The 15,108-nt window shown below is 59.1% G+C and carries 14 protein-coding genes; 12 read left to right on the plus strand and 2 right to left on the minus strand.

Annotated features, from left to right (window positions below; translation table 11 throughout):
- Nucleotides 1-85 precede the first annotated feature (85 nt).
- Nucleotides 86-1,270 carry an IS481 family transposase gene (locus VQ044_RS20290; RefSeq protein WP_327650327.1) on the minus strand — a complete coding sequence of 395 codons (1,185 nt, stop codon included), beginning with the start codon at nucleotides 1,268-1,270 and terminating at the stop codon, nucleotides 86-88.
- Between the two features lie 525 nt (nucleotides 1,271-1,795).
- Between VQ044_RS20290 and VQ044_RS20295 the strand changes: the two genes are divergently transcribed.
- The 10 genes from VQ044_RS20295 to VQ044_RS25845 all read left to right on the plus strand — a co-directional run bounded on the left by VQ044_RS20295 (nucleotide 1,796) and on the right by VQ044_RS25845 (nucleotide 14,085).
- Nucleotides 1,796-2,170 carry a hypothetical protein gene (locus VQ044_RS20295; RefSeq protein WP_327651105.1) on the plus strand — a complete coding sequence of 125 codons (375 nt, stop codon included), beginning with the start codon at nucleotides 1,796-1,798 and terminating at the stop codon, nucleotides 2,168-2,170.
- Nucleotides 2,167-2,442 carry a hypothetical protein gene (locus VQ044_RS20300; RefSeq protein ID WP_327648005.1) on the plus strand — a complete coding sequence of 92 codons (276 nt, stop codon included), beginning with the start codon at nucleotides 2,167-2,169 and terminating at the stop codon, nucleotides 2,440-2,442. The genes VQ044_RS20295 and VQ044_RS20300 overlap by 4 nt, the downstream gene beginning before the upstream one ends.
- A gap of 322 nt (nucleotides 2,443-2,764) precedes the next feature.
- Nucleotides 2,765-3,079 (plus strand): hypothetical protein, encoded by a 315-nt coding sequence (locus tag VQ044_RS20305; RefSeq protein ID WP_327648004.1) that lies wholly within the window; start codon nucleotides 2,765-2,767, stop codon nucleotides 3,077-3,079.
- Between the two features lie 578 nt (nucleotides 3,080-3,657).
- Nucleotides 3,658-4,710 (plus strand): hypothetical protein, encoded by a 1,053-nt coding sequence (locus VQ044_RS20310; RefSeq protein WP_327648003.1) that lies wholly within the window; start codon nucleotides 3,658-3,660, stop codon nucleotides 4,708-4,710.
- Nucleotides 4,711-5,087: 377 nt separating this feature from the next.
- Nucleotides 5,088-6,200, plus strand: a complete 1,113-nt coding sequence (locus VQ044_RS20315) for a hypothetical protein (RefSeq protein WP_327648002.1) — start codon at nucleotides 5,088-5,090, stop codon at nucleotides 6,198-6,200.
- A complete protein-coding gene (locus tag VQ044_RS20320; RefSeq protein WP_327648001.1) occupies nucleotides 6,197-7,261 on the plus strand; it encodes a site-specific integrase in 1,065 nt (354 codons plus the stop codon). Before VQ044_RS20315 ends, VQ044_RS20320 begins: the two co-directional genes overlap by 4 nt.
- Nucleotides 7,262-7,381: 120 nt before the next feature.
- Nucleotides 7,382-11,224, plus strand: coding sequence for an Eco57I restriction-modification methylase domain-containing protein (locus VQ044_RS20325; protein WP_331827750.1), 3,843 nt, complete (start codon nucleotides 7,382-7,384; stop codon nucleotides 11,222-11,224).
- A 20-nt stretch (nucleotides 11,225-11,244) separates the two neighbouring features.
- Nucleotides 11,245-11,649, plus strand: coding sequence for a winged helix-turn-helix domain-containing protein (locus tag VQ044_RS20330; protein ID WP_331827752.1), 405 nt, complete (start codon nucleotides 11,245-11,247; stop codon nucleotides 11,647-11,649).
- A gap of 43 nt (nucleotides 11,650-11,692) precedes the next feature.
- Nucleotides 11,693-13,660, plus strand: a complete 1,968-nt coding sequence (locus tag VQ044_RS20335) for an AAA family ATPase (protein ID WP_327647997.1) — start codon at nucleotides 11,693-11,695, stop codon at nucleotides 13,658-13,660.
- Nucleotides 13,661-13,827: 167 nt separating this feature from the next.
- Nucleotides 13,828-14,085 (plus strand): DUF6538 domain-containing protein, encoded by a 258-nt coding sequence (locus VQ044_RS25845; RefSeq protein WP_442873826.1) that lies wholly within the window; start codon nucleotides 13,828-13,830, stop codon nucleotides 14,083-14,085.
- A gap of 101 nt (nucleotides 14,086-14,186) precedes the next feature.
- On the opposite strand, the gene VQ044_RS20340 is transcribed toward VQ044_RS25845, so the two are convergent.
- The gene (locus VQ044_RS20340; protein ID WP_327647996.1) at nucleotides 14,187-14,507 is read right to left on the minus strand and encodes an Arc family DNA-binding protein; all 321 of its coding nucleotides are present in this window, start codon (nucleotides 14,505-14,507) and stop codon (nucleotides 14,187-14,189) included.
- Nucleotides 14,508-14,632: 125 nt separating this feature from the next.
- On the opposite strand from VQ044_RS20340, the gene VQ044_RS25850 reads away from it, so the two are divergent.
- Together VQ044_RS25850 and VQ044_RS20345 are read left to right on the plus strand one after the other, a co-directional pair.
- Nucleotides 14,633-14,767, plus strand: a complete 135-nt coding sequence (locus tag VQ044_RS25850; protein ID WP_442880706.1) for a FitA-like ribbon-helix-helix domain-containing protein — start codon at nucleotides 14,633-14,635, stop codon at nucleotides 14,765-14,767.
- A gap of 29 nt (nucleotides 14,768-14,796) precedes the next feature.
- A complete protein-coding gene (locus VQ044_RS20345; RefSeq protein WP_331827751.1) occupies nucleotides 14,797-15,081 on the plus strand; it encodes a hypothetical protein in 285 nt (94 codons plus the stop codon).
- Nucleotides 15,082-15,108 lie beyond the last annotated feature (27 nt).

Here is a 15,108-nt window from a genome sequence, read left to right on the forward strand (position 1 = left end):
GCCTGGACGCTCATCGCCAGCATCCGAATGCTCACGAGGCGCATCGCAAGATATTGGATCTATTGCTGAACTTTTGAATCAGGCTCTAAGACATGGGTGACAACCGCGTGCCGAACGGGTTGTCGATTGTCTGCAAGGTTCTCTGTTCGAGGTCGATATATCCGAGATCATAGTGCATGAAGCTGACGATCCAAATGCCATCGTCGACTTCTTTGATGCCGAGCCTTTGGCCCGCCATGACGGTTGAGATGTTGATCTTCTTTCGGTGCATGCAGATGCGACCGCATGCGGTGACGAGGATGTCCTTGTCGTGGAACGGGTATTGCAGCTCCGGCAGGCCTTGATAGGGTCTTTGCGCGGGCGTGTAGACCTCGGCCGGGGTCCTCATGGCGAGCGCCTCGTGCGGCCGCTCGATGTTGAACTCGCTCAAGAATGCGTCGAACCGAGCCTGTTGCTGCAGGATATTTGCTCCCGGCGGCCGGGTCGCCTCCTTCTTCAAGGTCAGGTGCATGCGCTCGTGTCGGCCGTTCTGCTGCGGATGGCCGGGCCTGATCCGCTCGATGGCGATGCCCAGGCGCAGCCACCAGACCGAGAGCCTGGACAGGTTGTACAGGCCATTGGGCGAGGCGAAGGGCAGCCCATTGTCGCTCCTGATGGCCGCCGGCATGTCACGTTCGGCGAAGAGCCGCTGGAAGGCCGCGAAGACGCCGGCCTCGCGGGTCGATTCCAGCGCTTCGCACCACAGAAGGTAGCGTGCCGCCTGGTCGGAGACCGTCAGGGGGTAACAATAGCGGCCGTTGCCGAGCTTGAACTCGCCCTTGAAGTCGACGCACCACAGGTCGTTGGGCCGAATGGCTTGGGACAGCGGCGTGCCCTCGGCCCTGTTGCGCCGCTTCTTGGCCCGCGCGACAAGCCCATGCCGATCCAGGACCGCATGCACGGTACTCGTGGCCGGGATGCGCACGTCGCCGGCCAGCTTCCTGACCAGCAGCTCCCGGATCTTGCGCGCGCCCCAGTGCGGCTTGTCCTTCTTCAGCCGCACGAGCGTCCGCTCGACCTGCTCGGGCAATTGGTTGGCATAGCGCACCGGCCGCCGCGAGCGGTCAGTGAGCGCCTCCACCCCTTCGTCCTTGTAGCGATTGAAGATCTTGTAGCCGGTCTTGCGGGAAATCCCGAACTCCCGGCACACCTCACTCATGCTTTCGCCGTCGAGAAGGCGGGCGACAAAACGCAGACGTTCCTCCATCACCGAACTCTCTTTCCACGGCATCAACACCTCCGGCAAAAAGCCAAAAATGTTACCCATGTGTCCGGCACAAAACGTCACCTATGTCTCGGGTCGGGCACCCTAGTGATTGAGAATCCAGAGCGTTATTTTCAGCGTAATTGATGGCGTTCGGCTACGGCTGTAATCAGCCCCGCACCGGGCGCTGATTCCCTCTTCCAAGGGCTGCGCCACCTCTTGGTTCGCAGACGGCGGCGACAGATCGCGCGGACGTCATCGGACAGCTCGATCCGGACCAGAAACGGCGTCTCGGCCCCGCTCCATGCGGTCGCCATCCGGCTGCCGGCACACGACAACTGCATAGTTATGATTAGATTTTACCATTTTACCAATTCCATTTTACCATATACCAAATTACCAATTCCATTTTACCACTTTACCAATTCCATTTACTTCGGATGTCCGATTCCTGCAGGTTTCGGCCCAGATTTTTCTTTTCGAACCGGGTTGACAGGCTATCGGATACATGCCTACATCCGCCGTGGCCGTGGTGGCCCTGGAGGAATACAAATGGGGAACTTACAAACGAACGGCGTTGCACGCAAGGCAGACGATGAAGCCCGGTTCGCCCGACTGGAGATCATCGATTCCGAAGTGATCGACGACTCGATACTGATTTTCAGGGCCTGGGAGATCGACGAGCCTTACGAAGAGTTCGACGGTTCCTTCGTCCTGGTGAACGCAGACTCGCAGATTAATGTCGTCGGTATAGAGCGGTTCGGGCGCCTCTGCCTCGCCATCGGCAGCACCGACCTTGTGGAGTACAGCACGGAACTGCACTACCGCGAATTCGTGGCCGTCGTCCGCAGGGGGCGGATCGTGTGGTTTGTGGAAGCCGCCCACGCCCTCCTTGTCGCCGACGACAACAACATGGTGTCGGCATGAGCGCCGTGGGCACTGTTACCGCGGCAACCGGCCGCTACGATGGTCCCGGCCTGTATGAGTTCACCGGCGGGCGTTTTATTTACCTCGACCCCGTGCCAGAGCCCTATGGGCGCGTGTGGCGAGATTTTCTGATTTTGTCTTACACCGACGAAGATCGCGCCCAGCCGAAGCGGCGGGGCGTCTTCTGGGGGGCGCGCGACTCGCTCGAGCCCTTCATAGTTCGCAAAGTCGAGGCGTCACAGCCATCGACACCTAACCAGATCGGCGCCTAACCAGCGTTGAAGCGCCGCCGTCCACCACCGGCAGTGCGCAGCGCCTCGTCATCGAAAGGTGGCGGGGCGATGTAGCCGCCAGAACCAACAGCGAACGGCGACGACGTTTTGTGTGCATCCTCGCCGACCTCGATTGACGGTCCAGCGGAATAGCCGCACGGTTCGGTCACACGCCCGGCGATGTCGGGCCATCGTCTCGCCGCAACCCATTATGCGAGACCCCATGCGAAGCGCCCGTGAAGGGCAAACAAGCCGAGGCTCAATGAAGGGTCGCGGAACAACGATGACGCGCGCCTATGGGCCGCGAATGAGGAGAGAGAAGATGACGAATGTCCTGTCTTTTGAACTTGAGAAGACCGCCGACTGGAGGGACCGGAAAACGAAGAGGCATCCCGAGGACGTTCGCAATGGGTCTGCTGCGCAGAAGCTACGTGAACTCGCTAGCCAAAAGGCCGACAACGACCTCGCTGATCGCTATCAAAATTTTTTAAACGATCTCCAGCCGGACCAGGTAAGCGAGATCCATTCCGAATTTTTGGGCGCGATCGGATTCCGGTGGAACCCAAGCGATGTGGATGAAGTGCTGAAGGATCTCACATTCGGCTTCGAAGAGGCCGCGAAGGAGCCGCTTGTTTGACTCCCGGCAGAATCGCGGTAGCAGTTACCGCTGCGCGGCTTGCGCCGGCACCAGAGCATGACCGCGCCTAGGCGGGGTAGCCCCGCCGCCACACCACAGCCGGAGAGCGCCGGGACGACGAACCCGTAGCCGTCGTCCTGTCAGCGCCTCGTGACCTTCGGGTTGCGGGGCGCTTTTTTGGCGTGTTGCATTCGTGTTGCACGGAATGAATTGCAACACGTTGGAAAGCAAGGAAATGCGGGGATTTTTGAAAAACCGCTTGCAACACGGCCGCCGAGCTATTGGCGCCTGAAACCCCTGCAAAATAAGGGTTTGTGTGGTAGCGGAGGTCCGCAGCAGACGACGCGGCCCCACTTGGTCCTTCTCCGCAAAATCAGCCCGTCGCGCAGGTAGCGAAGCATGGGTCGTCCAAAAACTGTCCGCCCCCCCTTAGACCTCTCGCTTCGAACGAACTCAAAGTGAAAACCCCACCGTTGGCGCGGCGGGGTTTTCGAAAGCGCCGAGTAAGCGCAGGGACATGAATACCCCCAATTTTACCTACGGCGCTTCCCCGATGCAACAGGCTCAGGAGCGACCACGTGATCAAAATAGTGAAGGCGAATTCGAAGGCTGCCGGCCAGAACGCTGGCGGTTTGAGCAAGAAGACTTTCTCAAGCTGCGCGACGCCCATGTCGCATGAGAAAATCCACGCAGAACCGCAGAACCCGGGCATTCTTGCCGAGGCTACCGAGGCGCAATGTCACGCTCATAAGAAAACAAAAGGGGCATGTCTCACCTTTGAGAAAGCCTCTAACCCGATCACACCCCGCGATCACATCGCCGATTGCGATACGCTGTCTCGTATGGCCCTTCGGGAGCGCTACAAAGCTGAGGCTACGGCTCATCGCAACATGCTGAGCCGGGCCAAGAGCCGTGGCGCAGTTGTACACCTCGCTTTCGTCGATTTCGTCAGCTTCCTGCGCCATGTCGGGCCGATACCGGCCTCCGGCGCTACCCTGGACAGGATCGACAATACCGATCCCGAATACGGCCCCGGCAAGGTGCGATGGGCGGACAAACGCACGCAAAATAACAACAAGTCCGACACCCTGACCTTCCACTATTCCCGCACCGGGGAGACCTACACGGCTTCACGTCTCGCCAAATTGCAGGGGGTTGCTCCCACCACGATCCGCAAACGTTTGGAGCGCGGCTGGTCGGACGATGAGATTATCGAGGGAAAGCGTAGTGCTCAGTTGAGCGAGGCTCCTCCTAAATCGACTACCGTGCCAAGCCGGACCTCCCCTCCCGCTCGATCCTTTAACACTCCGCCTCCTCCGCCTCGCCTCAGCGCCGCGCAGGTATTATTCGAACGTCGGGCTGAAGAATATAGGCAACACCGGGAAGAGCACGGCGAGGAAGACCTGGATGCCCCTTACGAGGTCTGGGTCGAGTTTCTCGCCCCGCATCCCCTGACGCCGGAACAATATGAGAGGAATTTCGCAAAACACTGGCCAAAGGAACGCCCACATGTCATTTATGAAAACCTCCCACTCTCCCAGCGCGAGCTGATCAAGAAGATCGATCCGGACTATGTCGCGGCCCTTTCAGAGAAGGCCGCAATGAGGAAGCTTCTGGCGGACAAGCTGTGACTGGCTTCTGTCCACGCCGGGATCATCAAACAGGCCCCTCCGGTCGGGTCGAAGGTGTGATCCACCGGCACTGCGCACCACCATTTGAACGCGAGAGATTTGCTCTAATGGGGCGGGACAGTTGGCCCGCCTCACCTGTCTCCGAGATAGTTCTGAGGACAAACGCCGGTTAGATCGGAAGACGCTGGCGCGTAGAGCGTTTAAGCTCATGTCGGCCGTCGACGAACTAGGGGAAACGGGGAGCAAATACGAGCTTCGGGACATTTCCGGATATTACGGCATTTGCGACTGTCAATCCTTGCCCCCGCTCGCCCATCAGCTAGCGTCAATTTGGGGTCTCTCGATCTCGACCTCCCTGCCACGGCAAGGAGGCCATGATGACAGACCCATTCGAATACGACAGACTGCTAGATGACGCCGAGACGGGATCGCTCCCGCTCATGGAGCCGCTGTTCTGTGATGCGTGGATCGCCAGCTCGACCGTCCACAAGGCAATCCGGCGAGGTGACGCCGAGACCGCCGAGCGTGCCATCCTGACGCTGATCAGGCACCGGGGAAACGGCGTCTTTCGGCGTTTGATGGTGATCGCGTTCGAGGACATCGGCATTGCCGCTCCCGATCTGCTGGTGTCCCTCACCCGGCTTTGCACGGACGCCCGCTACCGTCGCCAATATGGCGACACGCCGACCGTCGCCCGTTGGATGGTCCGTGCCATGGCGGCGGCACCGAAGGAGCGGTCGAGCGATTACCTGATCTGCTCGGCGGTCCACCGGCCTGATTGGGAATGCCACCGCGAAACCGTCGGTGCGCTCAGCGTCAGAGAAAGGATCGCGGTTGCGACGGATGCCGAGCAGCCATTGGCGTTAAGGGCGACGGCGTCGTGGTTCGCCTCCGGCCTCGAAGCGGGCACCGAGAAGCGCATCGGCGGCGGTGATCTGATCGGCCTCATGACGGCCTATACCGATGCCGGCCTGCCAGAAGCGACGGGACTGGCCATACAGGCCGCTGCGAAGGCCACACGCGAGCCCATCGTCCTCATGCTGCCGCCGCTCCTCCAGGAGCTCGGACGGGGACGGAGTGAGCCGACAAGCCGATCAGTGCCGGTCCCACCCACGATGTTCGTGGATGGCGTCCCGACCTATGCCCTCGACAAGCACACGCGGGCTGGGCGTCAGGCGATCGTGACCTTCGCTCGTGAGAACCAGAATGCACGCTCGGCCCTTGAACGACACGTCCCCGAGTTCCGGCATAGGGACGCCGCGTATCTCGCCGCCTTCTACACCGACGCCATGCCGGTTACGCACCGGTTCGAGTGGGATCAGGTCGATGAGCTGGAGACGCTGGGGCGCGAGACGGACCTGCTGTGGGCCGGCATCCCTATCGAGGGAATGACCGCCATCCTTGATGCCTTTCGATCCAACCTTGATCACCTGAATGCGGTTCGAGCGCGCCTTCTTGGATCGTCATCGGACAAGGGGAATGCACGATGACGCCCGGTCTCTCCTCCGATAACCCTCCATTATCGGAGCCAAAAAATGAGAAAAACGCGGGCGATAAACGGAAAATTAACGCGCCGATCGGTAGAATTGCAATTGATTGCACGAACCATAAAGCCCCGCGTGCAATCAATTGCACAGCCGAACTCTCGAATTTTAGTAAAATTTTACCTTCCGTGGCCGATCTGGTCGACGGCTCACTGTCGGCCAGCAGCAAGCGTGCGTACCAATCCGACCTCGATCACTTCATTGCCTGGGGCGGCATGATCCCGGCGTCGGCCGAGATGATCGCCGCTTACCTCGCCACCCACGCCGACGTGCTGACCCCGGCCACGCTGACCCGGCGTCTGGCGTCACTGGCGAAAGCTCATGCGTTGAAGCGGGTGTCGAGCCCAACGACCGATGCGCTCGTCAAGGCGACCCTTCGAGGCATCAGACGAAGGAACGGCTCGGCTCAGCGACAGGCCAAGCCGTTATTGCGCGATGATCTGTTCGCCGTGCTGGGAGCGATGGGCGACAGGCCGAAGGACATCCGCGACCGCGCCCTGCTGCTGATCGGGTTCGCTGGCGGCTTCCGCCGATCCGAACTGGTCGGGCTGGATGTCTCAGACCTGGAGATGGTACGCCAGGGGCTCGTGGTCACATTGCGGCGGTCCAAGACGGACCAGGCCGGGGCAGGACGGAAGATCGGGGTCCCCCATGGCCGGACGCGGTGGTGCCCGGTCAGCGCCCTTGAAGCATGGCTGTCGGCCTCCAGCATCGAAGCCGGCCCCATCTTCAGGGGCATCACCCGGCACGGGCGCGTCGGGGATCAGCGTCTGTCGGGAGAAGCCGTCTCGATTATCGTGAAGGAGCGCCTATCCGCTACTGGGTTCGATCCTGAAGGGTATTCGGGACACAGCCTCCGTGCCGGCTTTGCCACCAGCGCCGCCCAGGCTGGTGCCTCGTCATGGAAAATCAGGCAGCAGACTGGGCACGCCAGTGATGCAATGCTCAGCCGCTATATTCGTGATGGCGAGCTGTTCAGCGACAACGCGGTATTCGCTCTCCTCTAATCGGTAACTCTCCGACCAGCTTGAGTTTGGCGGCCCAGGCAGGAATAGTGCCTCCGACGCGCGAGGAGGATATCTGTGTCACATCCATTCACCATCCGTCTTGAAGAAGTCCGTCGCTGAATGAGCGATCTTCAGAGCTCCTTCATTTCGAAATCGTTTTTGCGTTCTGTGTGGTCGCATGAATATGAAACATTCAAGGATAGCCGCGAGGAAATCGAACTCTATCAGCGCTTGAAACGCTGGGCTTCGCGTGGGGCACAGAAAGAAACTACAGCCCAAGCTGCCCTGCTGCAGGAGGTCTTCCGGGCCACCTGGGGTTATGTGCAGGCTGGACAGGAAGGCGGCGAGGAGAAATACACGCTTTATCCGGCGTTCCCGGTAGCAGGCGCGGGGCAGCGCGGCGGGAAGGGAGAAGCCGATGTCGCTCTTGGCTTTTTTGCCCCAAATGAAGCCGCGCCAATCCCGCAAGTGCTTGTCGAGTTCAAGGACATCAAAAGCGCGCTCGATGCCCCGCAGAAGCGGAAAGGCAATTCCAGATCGCCGGTCAAACAGGGCCTCGATTACCTATTTGCCAGCAGAAAAGGGATGTTCGGCTACGAACCGATCATTCCGACCTGGGCCATCGTCACGGACATGAACGAATTCCGCCTCTATTGGGCGGATCGTGGCGAACGCCAATTCGTCAGCTTCGCGCTGGCGAAGAAGGACTTGCTTCAGCACGCAACGCTGCTGGACGACACCGATGAAGGACGCTTCGACCGCTTTCTGTTCGCGCGGCTTTTCCACCGCGACACGCTTATCGTCCGGGGCACGAGCGGGCGGGCTGAGCTGCTCTCGCTCATCCAGCAACAGAGGTTCCGGCAGAGCAAGCTTGAGAACCACTTCTATGCCGAGTATCGCGCTTTACGCGAGCACCTCTATCGTACACTCCTTGAGCATAATGGGCCTGATACAGACCGTTTCCCCGGCACCAAGGGGCGACTTGTCAGGATGGCGCAGCGAATACTCGACCGGGCTATCTTCGTCTTCTTCTGCGAAGATATGGGCCGCGCGCTGGGCTTTCCACCGCAGCTTTTCCGCGACTACCTGATCCGGCAGGCCGACGATCAATTTTTCGATCCCAACGGAGGGGAAATCTGGCAGTGGCTGCGCCGTCTCTTCATGGCAATGAATGACGGCAGTGCCTTCGGCGATCATCGGATCAACCAGTTCAACGGCGGGCTTTTCGCCCGTGATCCCGAGTTGGAACAACTCCACATCCCCAACAGCATGTTCTGCGAACGTGGGCAGGGGCAGAACGAGGCGAGCCTTGCCACCAACAAGCTGACGCTGCTCTATCTCTCCGCAAACTACAACTACGCCTCCAGCTGGGGCGAAGGCGTCGTGAACGACGAACACAAGCCAGCCGCCAAGCGCGACCCAGACCGCAGCATCGGCCTTTACACCCTCGGGCGCATCTTCGAGCAGTCGATCACCGAATTGGAAATCCTCGAAGCCGAAGAGGAAGGTCGCAAATCGGTCAATAAGGAGAGCAAGCGCAAGCGCGATGGCGTCTACTACACACCCGAATGGGTGGTGGAGCGTATCGTGGACGAAACGGTGGGCCGGCGTCTCGCTGACCTGAAAGCGGCTTGCGATTGGCCCTCGGAGAAACAGGACAAGCTACCCACGTTGGAGGCCATCGAAGCCTACGAAACCACGCTGCGCGACATTCGCATTGTCGATCCCGCCTGCGGCTCTGGCGCTTTCCTGATCACGACGCTGGCCTACCTGCTCGACGAATGGAAAGCTCTGCAAGACCTGCGCCGCCAGCACGGTCAGAAGATGGTACGCGAGGATTGGACGGATGCCATGATCCGCGACATTCTCCGCCGCAACCTCTACGGTGTGGATATCAACCCGGCCTCAGTCGAGATCACCAAGCTCGCCCTCTGGCTCCACACCGCGCGATCTGACAAGCCGCTGTCATCGCTCGATGACCACATCCGCGACGGCAACAGCCTGATCGGGCCGGAATTCTACCAAAACACCCTCGCGCCCTACAGCGACGAAGAGCAGGAGCGGATCAATGCCTTCGACTGGCACGCCGCGTTTCCCGGCGTCTTCGAGCGCGGCGGGTTCGACGCGGTGGTGGGCAATCCGCCCTATGTGAAGCTCCAGAATTTCCGCAAGGTCCATGCCGACATGGCCGCTCACCTCTCGCGCGACCCTGAAGAGGGCGGGGCTTATCACAGCACGCAGACGGGGAACTTTGACCTCTACCTGCCCTTCATCGAAAAAGGCATCCAGCTTCTAAACGAGAACGGACGGCTGGGCTACATCGCCCCCTCGGTCTGGCAGATGAACGAATACGGCGCGGGGCTGCGCGGGGTGATCGAAGAGGGCCGCCATCTGTGGGGCTGGATCGACTTCGGTTCGCATCAGATTTTCGATGAGGCCACGGTTTACACTGCGCTCATGTTCTTCTCGAAGCGTCCAAATAGAGAAGTGGCCGTGGTTCAGGCTCCGAATGGGGTGGTGGCGGAAAGCCCATGGGAGGCCGACGACATCCGCCTACCCTATGATCGGCTGATTTTCGGGGATCGCTGGCTGCTTGTCACCGGGGCCGAGCGCGACCTGATCGACAAGCTTACCGCCAGCGGCCTACGACTGGATGATCCCGCCGTGTCGCGCAACATCTTCGTCGGCATTCAGACCAGTGCGGATCACATCTACCACCTGAAGCGGCTCGGGCCGAACCGCTACGAGGAAAAGCCACTCAAAGGTGCGAAGCGGGGCCGAGTAGTCGAGATCGAAGATGGGGTCATGAAGCCGCTTGTTTCGGGCGAAGAGGCCGGCCGCTACTTGACCCCGCAGACGGATACCTACCTGCTGTTCCCCTATGACATCGGGGGGAACCGTCCGAGCATCATTCCCGCCAATGTGATGCGCTCACAGTATCCTTACGCCTGGGCCTATCTGAAAGGGCACGAAGAAGAATTGCGCGCCCGAGAGAGTAGCAAGATGGACATAGACGATGGGTGGTGGGCCTACAACTATCCGAAAAACCTAGACAAACAGGAGGCTTCCAAGCTGTTGGTCGCGCAGACTGTGCGTTCAATGCAGGTCTCAGCGGATAGCGAGGGAGCGTTCTACATCAACAATGTCCGAGTGAATGGCATCATGCCTGCACGCGGCGTTTCGCTCTGGAGCACGTTGGCGGCCCTCAATGCCGCGCCCTGTGACTTCTATTTTCGGAAGACGGCGAAGCCTAAGGACAACGGCTATTTCGAGGCGAACAAGCAGTTCATCAAGTACCTGCCGATCCCAGACGCACAGGACGAAGACAGTGCATCGCTGGCGCGCGATGCGGAGCGCCTCCAAGAGCTTAATGACCAGCTGCGGCAGGCACTAGACGATATCGCCCGCCGCATTGGCTCCGTCCGCATCCGGCTCCGTCCGGACGAGTGGCTCTTCCCCGATCTACCCGATCTGGATGCGTTGAAGGACGCCGCGCCCGAGCGCCTGATAGGCACCGACCGCCGCAAATGGGCGAAGGAGCGCCTTGCACGCGATCTGGAGGCCCGCCACGCCGCGCTGGAAGAACACCTCAAACCCGGCGTCCCGCTGTCGGCAGAACTGGAGCGGGGCGAGCTGCGCTGTTTGATCGATGGCATCCCCGCTATCACTGGCATCTTTCCACCCCCCGATCAGGCCCCCTTCATCCTCGCCCAATGGAAGGTGCTGGCCAGCCGAACCGAGGTCACGGCCCGCATGACTGGCAAAAAGCTCGCGGCCGAGCTGAGGAAAGTCAGCATCAGCGCCGATGATCACATCGTGGCCGACGTGATCCGTTTACAGGAAGAAATCGCCACCATCGAAGCCGAGATCGCTACGCGGGAAGATCAGATCAACCAAACGGTCTACCGCCTTCACAACCTGACCCGCGAGGAGATCACAATGATCGAGATGCCGGTGCAATGATCCCCGACTATCAAACGCTGATGCTGCCGGTGCTGCGTGTTGCGGCAGAAGGAGAGACCCGCGTTCCCGAAGCTGCTAACCGGATCGCCGAGAACCTGCGGCTTACCGATGACGAACGGGAACAGATGCTGCCGAGCGGCCGTTGCACGCGGGCGGTTTGTGGCGACGGATGCGGGACGTACTTTGTTGGCAAACAACCCAGGACGGATCGACGTCAGCGACCTGATGAAGGAGCCTTCGTTCCGCGAGTTCTATCGAAACGAAGGTCAGGGTCAGGGTCAGGAGGTAGCAAACGAACCTGCCGAGGCTCCTGGCACGGATGCGGATGTACCGACGCCCGAAGAGCAGATCGCAGCCGCGACCTGTGCCTCGCCTGGATCAACGCGCTGATGGCTGGGAAGTCGGATGCCGAGATTGATGGCTAAACCCCATATGACATTCTGTTGAGAGAGTTTGAGGGCAAGAACAATGAAGCTTATCAAGGCACACGCCACAACTTATCGAAATATCATTGACTCAAATCCCGTCGATATCGGGCAATCTACCTGTCTCGTCGGCAAGAACGAGGCGGGAAAGTCTGCTTTTTTGAAGGCGCTTGAGGGTCTGCGCTCTACGAACGACGCCTTCAAACAATACGGTAAGATCGAGAACTACCCGCGTCGTTATCTCTCGGAGTACGACCAGCGCCACCCCGATGGTGATGCGCCGGTCATGACAACGGAATGGGAGATGAGCACCGCGGATATTGCTGCGGTAGAGGCTGAGCTTGGGAAGGGTGTCCTCAGCGGCTCAACCGTCACGATCTACAAAACATATGAGCAGGAAGGCATAACCTGGACATTGCCGATCAATGAAGGAAAAGCCCTCGATAATCTGGTTAAAACATTTGCCGTGAATGTGGAAGAGGGCGCGGTAATCACTGCTGCCAAGACGACACAAAAAGCGGCAGAAGCGCTTCAGGCTCTCGGAACGCGGACGGAAAGCCAAGAAAACCTTCTGGCGGCAATCGTAAAGTTTAGAAAGAACTCAGCTCATCTGCACGCGATTGATACTTTGAATGCTCGCACACCTAAGTTTATGTATTTTTCGCACTACGATCGTATGAGCGGCGAGCTGTCGATTAACCAACTCAACAGCGACAAGCAGAACGGCGTCGTGATCGATAGCGGAGATCGCGTGTTCCTTGACTTCCTCGAATATGCTGGAACGACACTGGATGACTTGGCGGCTACGACGCAGTTTGAGGAGCTAAACGCTAAATGCGAAGCCGCCGCTTTGCGGATCACGGATCAGATATTTGAGTATTGGACGCAGAATGACGATCTGAAAATCAAGGTGGTGCTTTCGGAGGGGAAGTCCGGCGATCCTGCTCCGTTCAACAGCGGCCCCGTCGCCCGCGCTCGGGTTGAGAATGGACTGCACGGCGTAACCGTGCCGTTTTCCGAGCGCTCTGCCGGGTTTATCTGGTTCTTTTCCTTCCTCGTGAAGTTTGCCCAGATCAAGAAGAGCCATGGCAATGTCATTCTGCTGCTCGATGAGCCCGGCCTGACGCTCCACGGCACGGCGCAAAAAGACCTGTTGCGATATTTTGCCGAGCAGATTGCGCCCCACCACCAGCTCATTTTCTCCACCCATTCGCCGTTCATGGTTCCGGCTCACGATCTCGCCAGCGTTCGGACCGTGGAAGACGTTGTGAAGCTGGACCAGCGGGGACGCCGATCCTCGATCGGCACGAAAATTCGTCCCGACGTCCTGACGACGGATCCTCAGACCAACTTTCCGATTTTCGGCGCGATGGGCTTTGAGGTTACGCAAACCCTCGTGATCGGCTTGAACACGCTCCTCGTCGAGGGGCCGAGCGATATCCTTTATCTCCAGGCCGCATCTTCCGCGTTGAAGGCTGCGGGGAGGACGCACCTTTCACCGCAATGGGCGATGTGCCCGTCCGGCGGCATCGACAAGGTGCTGCCATTCGTGCGCCTGTTCTACGGTAACAAGCTCAACGTAGCCGTGCTGACGGATTATGAACGCGGCCAAAAAAGAAAGATGGACGACCTCCATAAGTCGAAACTGCTGGAAGAGGAGCGCATCATCTTGGCGACGGAAGTGGCCGGCAAGGAAGAGGCGGACGTGGAAGACTTTTTCGAGCCCGCATTCTTCGTCGATCTAATCAATCGCACCTACTCGCTCTCGGGCGAGCATGAACTGACGGTTGAAAAACTGGAGGCGGCAGATACGACGACGCAGCGGCTCGTGAAGAAAGCGGAAGCATATTTCCGCGTTCTCCCGGAGACGATCCCGGAATACAGCCACTATGATCCATCGCTCTATCTGTTGCAGCATCCCGAGCTGTGGAAGGGCAAAGGCAAACCGGTTCAAAATACGCTGAAGCGGTTCGAAACGGCTTTCGAACGGATTGGAAAATTCCTGCCGTGAGCAAGGCGTAGGTCAAATCATAGTGCTATGGCGTAAATGTAGTTATCATCTTCATCGGTCGTGGCCCGCCACGATCCGCATAAGCCATTGACGCGGATTACACATTCCAGCCATCGCCGTCGGTAGCCGTAGACCCTGGTACAGAAACCTGGTCCAGACGGTTGATCATGCCCCGTTCGTTAAAGCGCGTCACGCGACGCCGCGACGTGTTCTACTTCCGTATGGCGGTACCGGCGCGGCTGCGCTCGCTCATCAATCAATGGGAGATGAACGTTTCTCTTCGAACCTCGGGCCCGCTTGTGGCGAAGGTTCGTGGCCGGTGGCGGTCGAGCCTTGTAAGGCTATACCGTGTGATACACACATGCTACACGGGTGAAGCGCCGCGAGTTGGTTATACGCTGATATTACTGGGGAAATGGAACTGAGATAGGTCCCCCGCCTGGCTCCACCAACTCCTTCCATCTCCCTGATATCCTCCAATACCCCGATGATGCCGGGGCTTGGCGCGCGAGTGGAATAGGACCAATCAATCCGCCTTCTTTTCAAGCGCGGCGACACGCGCCTCATGGTCGGCAAGGCGTTTCTCAATCGCGTCCACCCGGTCCGTATCAGGTTCGACCAAACCAATCCGCATAAGCCGCTTTGCCGCCTGCTCCGAGCGGGCTTTGGTGTCCTTGTTGTGAGCAGCAAAGTCCAAACCCGCCTCAAAGCTCCATCTAAGTCGGGCGACAATCTCGGCAGTCATCGTCCTGTTGTTCGCCTTCGCCGCGTCGCTGATTTTATCCCGCATTCCGTGCGGCAGGCGGACGATGAACTTATCTAGTGTTTGGATGGGGCGGTTCGTCATAATCCGGCATCTAATATGGCGCTCAGCCATTTGACAACGAGTGTCATCTCAGCCATATTTAGATATGGCACTTAGCCATATACGGTTTAAGGGTAACGACGATGACTACATACCAACATCCGAAGATGATCTTCCGCGTTCCGCCCGAGGTCAAAGCATGGCTGGCTGCGAGGGCCGCCGCCAATCACGGCAGTATGAACGCCGAAATCCTACAAATCCTCAAAGCTGCAAAACAGGCGGAACAGGCAAAAGCCGCTTGACGCCAGCGTCCGAGCGCGGAGTGACGAACATGACGGTTGCCTTTGAAAGTGGTCCTCGCGCGCGGCGCGCCTACGCCCGCGAAGACGGATGGGATTACCCGGAAGACCTGAACCCTGAATTTCTCCTCCAATTCTATGAGCATTGGGGCGAACTCGACGAAGGGATCAAGTCACTTCAGGAAAAAAAGAAATCGATGATTGCCAGCGTAAGGTCATGGTATGGCCGGCGGCAGGCCGAAGGCGTGAAGAAGGAGGCTTATCCCGTTGTCCCAGGTGCCACCATATCTAGCAACTGCCCTGTCTCTGACGCCTGATTTTGGTCGTCGGTCTGGGCTCTGCGC

The organism is Aurantimonas sp. C2-5-R2 (genome assembly GCF_036549495.1).
GTDB lineage: Bacteria > Pseudomonadota > Alphaproteobacteria > Rhizobiales > Rhizobiaceae > Aurantimonas > Aurantimonas coralicida_A.